Origin of the sequence: Kitasatospora sp. NPDC086801, assembly GCF_044745805.1 — a bacterium.
In the GTDB taxonomy this organism is placed as follows: Bacteria; Actinomycetota; Actinomycetes; order Streptomycetales; family Streptomycetaceae; genus Kitasatospora.
On the sequence record NZ_JBIVAX010000020.1, the window covers coordinates 137,175 to 143,272 of the forward strand.

The window sequence follows — 6,098 nt, forward strand, 5'->3', positions numbered from 1 at the left end:
GGACATCCGAACCCGCCGTGAAAAATAGTTTGCGCGGCGTACCGGGAGCGCAATAGCCTGCCGGAGCGGTCAAGGGGACGCGATCGCACGGGGTCACACCTGTGCCGAATCCCCTGCACCCAACAGCTTCACCGAGACAGACATCCGAACATTCGGAGCCGGGGCGACCTGGCTCCGCGAGACGCCGAGAGGAGGCGATGACAGTGGGAAACATCATGATCACCAAAATGACTGGCCAGACCGTTGTTGCTGCCTCCCTGCGTGCCGCCCGTCTGCGGGCGCTCGCCGAGCTCGGTGGAACCGGTCTGGGTCTCGACACCAGCGGTGTCTCCGTCGTCCCCGTTGTCAGTGGTCTTGGACACACTGATTTCTCCGCCGCGGGCGGCAGGAACGTCGAAGGCACCTCCGTCGAGACCGGTCTGTCCCGCGACTGGGCGTCGTTCGGCACGTCGCGCTCCCTGCGTGATGAGCGACCGACCCAGGCACCGAAGGCAGTCGTAGCCGCCGCCATGCATGGCGACTATGCGCAGGTCGTCGGTGCCGGGAGCACCCAGAAGCAGAACGAGCAGCAGATTAACCAGGCCATGGCCGCCTTTACGGGCGCCGAGGCCATCCGGATGCGGGCCTTCCGCGGGCCTGAACCCTGGAGAGAACGAACCTGAGTAAACCTCAGGTCGGCACCTCCAGGGCCGCGGAACCCGTCACACCGGGATCCGCGGCCCTTCTGTTTTGTCCGGTACGCAAGACCACCCAGGCCCCCCGGGGCCTCCGGCCCAGACCCACCAGCCATCTGGGCCGGAACCACTGAGAAGACGAGGAAGACGCCCACAGTGTCCACGGTCATCACACCGCCCATCCCGTCCGTACCGCCGACAAGCCAGATCACCAAGGCCGACCAGGCCGACCCCCCGGAGGTTCTTTCCATGCAGATCAGCTCCATCGAGCAGGCCGAGGCGCTCGGGCTCCCCATCCCCTGCCGCGCCTTCGACCCCGAGGTCTTCTTCGCCGAGACGCCCGCCGACGTCGAGTACGCGAAGTCCCTCTGCGGCACCTGCCCGGTCAAGGACGCCTGTCTGACCGGCGCGCTGGAGCGGCGTGAGCCGTGGGGCGTTTGGGGTGGCGAGCTCTTCGTCCAGGGCGTCGTCGTGGCCCGCAAGCGGCCGCGTGGCCGTCCGCGCAAGACCGAGGTCATGGCGTGAACCCCGCCCACGGCGCCAGGGCCGTCCGCCGGGGAGAGCAGCCCCTGCTGGACAGCTCCCTCCGCCGTTCCGTCCGGATCGCCGCCGCCAAGGCCGACGCAGCCCGACCAGCCCCCTTCCCGAGCACGCACCACGAGCAGGACCACCACATGACCGCCGCCGCCACCGTCCGCGCTGAGCAGACCACCGAACTTCAGATCCAGAACAGGACCCTCGAAATGCAACTCCTCCACGAATCCCTGGCCCGCGCCCATATGCAAGAGCGCCTGCACGAGGCCGAACACCAACGCCTCGTCACCCGGGTCGCCCGGGCCCGCCGGCTCAAGCAGCGCGCCGAGCGCGCCTCGCTGCGGGCCCGCAAGGCGCTCGCCGTCGCGCTGATGTAGTCGCGGCGCGGGGCCTTCCCGCGTTCCACCCCCGTCGTGCCGCAGGCCGCCCCCCGTCATGGGGAGCGGCCTGCGGTCGTCGGGGGCGTTCGGGTCAGCTCTTGCGGGTGCGGTCGGCGGGTTTGCCGCCCGCCGGCTTGCGGCTGGATGGCTTGCGGCCGGCCGGCTTCGCCGGTTCCCGATCGGCGAACTGGGGGAGCCACGCCAGCATCTCCGCCCGGAACGGCGCCTGGGCGCCCAGTTGGCAGAGCACCCCGATGGTGCTCAGCGTCACCCGGTGGATCAGCAGGTACGCGGGCGGCAGGTTCAGCTGCTTGCCCAGGTTGTAGGCGGGCGAGCGCGGATCGGCGATCCGGGCCGCCTGCGCGCGCATCCAGGCGCGGGTGAAGTGGAAGCTGTCCACGGCGGCCGGCTCGATGATCGGCCGCAGGTAGTCCAGCACCGCGTCCGGGTCCAGCTCGATCGAGGGCTTGACGAAACCCTCCTCGCGCAGCATCTTCAGCACGCCCGCCGCGTCGCCGTCCAGCGCCATCCGCAGCGACGCCCCGATCGGCGCGGGCAGCCCGCCCGGCAGCCGGTCCACCGTGCCGAAGTCCAGCACCCCCAGCCGCCAGCCCGACGCCGGGCCGTCGTCCTTCAGCAGCCGGAAGTTGCCCGGGTGCGGGTCCGCGTGCAGCAGGCCGGTCCGGGCCGGGCCCGCGAACAGGAACCGGGCCAGCAACTGCCCGGCACGGTCGCGCTCCTCCTGGGTGCCGTCCGTGATCACCTCGGCCAGCGGGGTGCCGTCCATCCACTCGGTGACCAGCACCTGGTCGGCCTGCGCCACCACGCCGGGCACCACGATGTCCGGGTCGTCGGCGAACTCCTCGGCGTGCCGGCGCTGGGCCTGCGCCTCCAACTCGTAGTCCAGCTCCTCCGACACCCGCTCGCGCAGCTCGGCGATCAGCGGCTTGATGTCCAGCCCCGGGATCAGCGGGCCCAACAGCCAGGCCACCCGGCTCAGTTGCGTCAGGTCGGTGAGCAGGGCGTCGCCCGCGCCCGGGTACTGCACCTTGACCGCGACCCGGCGCCCGTCGTGCCAGACCGCCCGGTGCACCTGCCCGATCGAGGCGGCCGCCGCCGGCCGGTCGTCGAACTCCCGGAACAGCTCGCGCCAGCCGTCCCCGAGCCGCTGGGCGAGCGCGGTGTGCACCTTGGTGGCGGGCATCGGGGGAGCGGCGTCCTGAAGCTTGGTGAGCGCGGCCCGGTACGGCCCGGCGACCTCCTCGGGCAGCGCGGCCTCGAAGACGGACAGCACCTGCCCGAACTTCATCGCCCCGCCCTTGAGTTCGCCCAGGACCTTGAACAGCTGGTCGGCGGTGGCCTGCTGGAGCTCGGCCGTCACCACCTCGGCGGAGCGGCCGCCGATGCGCTTGCCCAGTCCGAGCGTGGCGCGTCCGGCTATCCCCAGCGGCAGGGCGGCGAGCCGTGCCGTGCGGGTCACTGCCTTGCGCGGAAGATCGCTCACCCGGGCCTCCATTCCCTGGCCCCCCGACACCGGACGGCCCACCATCACTAGGCCATTGTGCCCGCTCCCCACCCCGCGACCGCCGGTATTTCGCCGGGTGGGGAGGGGACGCCCGCGCGTGGGCCGCGTCCGCCGTCCCTTTGCGGGGGAGTTGGACGGCTTGGTCCGGTCGGCCGGAGTCGTGGGCGGACGACGGGCGACGGGCGGCTGCCGCGTTGGGCGGGGTGGCCGCGGGCCGTCCGGGCGGCGGGTCAGCGGGGCAGACGGAGGGCCAGGCCGTCCAGGACCACGTGGAGGCCGTAGGTGAACTTGGCGTCGCGGATGGCGGCCGGGTCCTGGTCCGGGGCCGTGTAGGCGGTCGCGTAGGCGCTGGTGAGGTGGTCGAGGCCCGAGGTGGCCTCCCGGGCGGCGGGCATCAGCCGGGTGATGAACGCGGCCTCGCTCTCGCCGGCCCGGGCGACGGTGGTGAGCCAGGCCGCCTCCGTGGTGCTCATGCCGACGACGTAGGAGATGAGCGTGTCGATCGCCCGGGTCGGCTCGGGGAAGCCGGCCGAGCCGAAGAGGGCGGTCAGCCGCTCGCCGTAGGCCATCAGGTTGGGGCCGAGGTAGGCGAGGCCGGCCTGGCCGAGGACGGACGACAGCCAGGGGTGGCGCAGGGCCGTCGCCCGGAAGGCGCCGGCGGCCTCGGTGGCGGCGGCGCGCCAGTCGGGGCTGTCGGCGGGCGGGAGGGTGATCTCGCCGAAGACCTCGTCCACCGCGAGCTCCATCAGCTCGTCCTTGGTCGCCACGTGCCGGTAGAGGGAGGTGGCGCCCGCGTTCAGTCGGGTGGCGAGCTTGCGCATGCTCAGGGCCTCGATGCCCTCGGCGTCCAGCATGGTGATCGCCTCGCGGACGATCGCGGCCCGGCTGAGTGCGGGCTGGTCGGGCTCGCGCTGCCGACGGGCCCATACGGACGGGATCGGGTTCGATTCGGCGGCCATGGCGGCTCCCCTTCCCTCTGCTCCTGCTTCGTTGCGTACATCGTTCGCATTGAGCGTACAGGAGATGGGTATTGCGCACACTGTTCCTCTGTGCGTACAGTGTTCGCAATGAAGGAACGGAGTGCGCACCGGGGGAACGGTGTGCGCAGAATGGAGGGGTGGCTGATGACAGCGCTCAACGCGACCGAGGGCCGCAATCCGCACCGCTGGTGGATCCTGATCGTGCTGTGCCTGAGCTCGCTCGTCCTGGTGGTCGACAGCATGGCGCTGACGGTCGCCGTGCCCTCGATGACGGCGGACCTCGGCGCCAGCGCCCAGGACACCCAGTGGATCCTCGACTCCTACGTCCTGGTCTTCGCCGGGCTGCTGCTCACCTCCGGCAGCCTCGGGGACCGCTTCGGCCGCCGGAAGATCATGATCATCGGACTGCTGCTCTTCGGGGCGGCCTCCCTTGCGGCGACCTTCTGCACCAACCCCGGCGAGGTGATCGCGGCACGGGTCGCCATGGGCGTCGGCGGATCGCTGATCCTGCCCTCGACGCTGTCGATCCTCATCACCGTCTTCGACGAGGACGAGCGCAACAAGGCGATGGCCGCCTGGAGTTCGGTGACGATGCTGGGGCTGGTCGGCAGCCCGGTCCTCGGCGGCGTGCTGATCGACCACTTCTCCTGGCACTCGATCTTCTTCATCAACGTCCCGGTCGTCGCGCTGGCCATCCTGGCGGGCCTGCTGCTGATGCCGGAGTCCAAGGGCCCGTGGCAGAAGCCCGACCCGCTCGGCGCGGTGCTGTCCGCGGTCGGCATGACCGCCCTGGTCTGGTGGATCATCGAGATCCCGCAGCACGGCGCCTTCGGTGGCCAGTCCCTGGTCACCCTGGCCATCGCGGTGCTCGGGCTCGGCGGATTCGTGGTGTGGGAGAACGTCACCTCCGCGCCGATGGTCCCGCTGGCGCTCTTCAAGCACCGCAACTTCAGCGGGGGTTCGCTGTCGCTGACCCTGGTGCAGATCGGCAACGGCGGTCTGCTGCTCGTGCTCACCCAGTACCTGCAGTTCGTGCTCGGCTACTCGCCGGTCAAGGCGGGCCTCGCGTTCGTGCCGCTGGCCATCGCCGCGCTGGTCGGCAACGGGGTCGGCGCCAAGTTCGCCGCCACGATCGGCAACCGCCTGCTCATCCTCGCCGGGATGCTCGTCATGGCCGCCTCCTTCGCCCTGCTGACCACCGTCACCGCCAGCACCGGCTTCACCTTCCCGGCGGTCGCCCTCGGGCTGCTCGGCCTCGGTGCGGGCCTGGCGATGCCAGCCGCGGTGGGCGCGCTGATGGGCACCATCCCGCCGGAGCAGGCGGGTGTCGGCTCGGCGCTGAACGACACCATCCAGCAGGCCGGCGCCGCGCTCGGCATCGCCATCCTGGGCTCGCTGCTGTCGAGCGGATTCGCCGCCGAGATGCCCGCCGGGATGCCGGAGGAGGCGAAGCACTCCGTCGGCGGGGCGCTGGCGCTGGCCAACGGGGATGCCGGGTTCGTCCGGACCGTCCGGGAGGCGTTCACCTCGGCGATGTCGACGACCTTCACGGTCAGCGCGATCGGGGTGCTGGCGGCGGCCGTGGTGGCCACGCTGGTGATGCGGGACCGGAAGACGGGAGCGCCCGGGACGCCGGTGGCCGGGGCGTCGGCGGAGGACGCCGGGATCGCCGTCTGACTCCGCTGGACCTGGCTGATCCGCCCCGCCGCGAAGGCCGGTGCCCCCGGGGTGCCGGCCTTCGGGGTGTTGTGGTGGTGCGGTGTTGCGCGGGAAGTCGGGCGGGCCGACTTCCCGTGCGTGGGTTTTCTACCTGACCCTGGGGCCCCCTCCCCCCCCCACCCACCCACCCTCCTCGCCTCCCGCCCACCACCTCCCGCGCACCCACCTCCCGCTGGCAACAGCGGATCCCCGCCTTGCCCGGCCCGCGCCCTGCCCCAGGCAGGGCGCGGGCCCAGGGGGCCCCAGGCCCAGGGGGGACCAGGGCCAGGGGGCACCAGGCCCGGGG

The 6,098-nt window shown here is 71.9% G+C and carries 6 protein-coding genes; 4 read left to right on the forward strand and 2 right to left on the reverse strand.

Annotated elements, in window-relative coordinates; all coding sequences use genetic code 11:
• The first annotated feature begins 215 nt into the window (after positions 1-215).
• The 3 genes from ACIPLC_RS21820 to ACIPLC_RS21830 all read left to right on the forward strand — a co-directional run bounded on the left by ACIPLC_RS21820 (position 216) and on the right by ACIPLC_RS21830 (position 1,585).
• On the forward strand, positions 216-662 hold the full coding sequence (locus ACIPLC_RS21820) for a hypothetical protein (RefSeq protein ID WP_400474653.1): 447 nt from the start codon (positions 216-218) through the stop codon (positions 660-662).
• 168 nt (positions 663-830) lie between these two features.
• The gene (locus ACIPLC_RS21825) at positions 831-1,199 is read left to right on the forward strand and encodes a WhiB family transcriptional regulator (protein ID WP_371517211.1); all 369 of its coding nucleotides are present in this window, start codon (positions 831-833) and stop codon (positions 1,197-1,199) included.
• Positions 1,196-1,585 carry a hypothetical protein gene (locus ACIPLC_RS21830; RefSeq protein WP_400474654.1) on the forward strand — a complete coding sequence of 130 codons (390 nt, stop codon included), beginning with the start codon at positions 1,196-1,198 and terminating at the stop codon, positions 1,583-1,585. Before ACIPLC_RS21825 ends, ACIPLC_RS21830 begins: the two co-directional genes overlap by 4 nt.
• A 94-nt stretch (positions 1,586-1,679) precedes the next feature.
• On the opposite strand, the gene ACIPLC_RS21835 is transcribed toward ACIPLC_RS21830, so the two are convergent.
• Positions 1,680-3,092 (reverse strand): ABC1 kinase family protein, encoded by a 1,413-nt coding sequence (locus tag ACIPLC_RS21835; protein WP_400474655.1) that lies wholly within the window; start codon positions 3,090-3,092, stop codon positions 1,680-1,682.
• 251 nt (positions 3,093-3,343) lie between these two features.
• On the reverse strand, positions 3,344-4,072 hold the full coding sequence (locus tag ACIPLC_RS21840) for a TetR/AcrR family transcriptional regulator (protein WP_400474656.1): 729 nt from the start codon (positions 4,070-4,072) through the stop codon (positions 3,344-3,346).
• Between the two features lie 165 nt (positions 4,073-4,237).
• On the opposite strand from ACIPLC_RS21840, the gene ACIPLC_RS21845 reads away from it, so the two are divergent.
• Positions 4,238-5,770: an MFS transporter gene (locus ACIPLC_RS21845; protein ID WP_400474657.1), complete on the forward strand. Its 1,533-nt coding sequence runs from the start codon at positions 4,238-4,240 to the stop codon at positions 5,768-5,770.
• Positions 5,771-6,098: the final 328 nt, after the last annotated feature.

Bases quoted from the DNA above. Each gene is read 5' to 3' on its own strand.
- ACIPLC_RS21820 (WP_400474653.1), top strand. From the start codon at position 216: ATGATCACCAAAATGACTGGCCAGACCGTTGTTGCTGCCTCCCTGCGT.
- ACIPLC_RS21840 (WP_400474656.1), bottom strand. From the start codon at position 4,072: ATGGCCGCCGAATCGAACCCGATCCCGTCCGTATGGGCCCGTCGGCAG.
- ACIPLC_RS21845 (WP_400474657.1), top strand. From the start codon at position 4,238: ATGACAGCGCTCAACGCGACCGAGGGCCGCAATCCGCACCGCTGGTGG.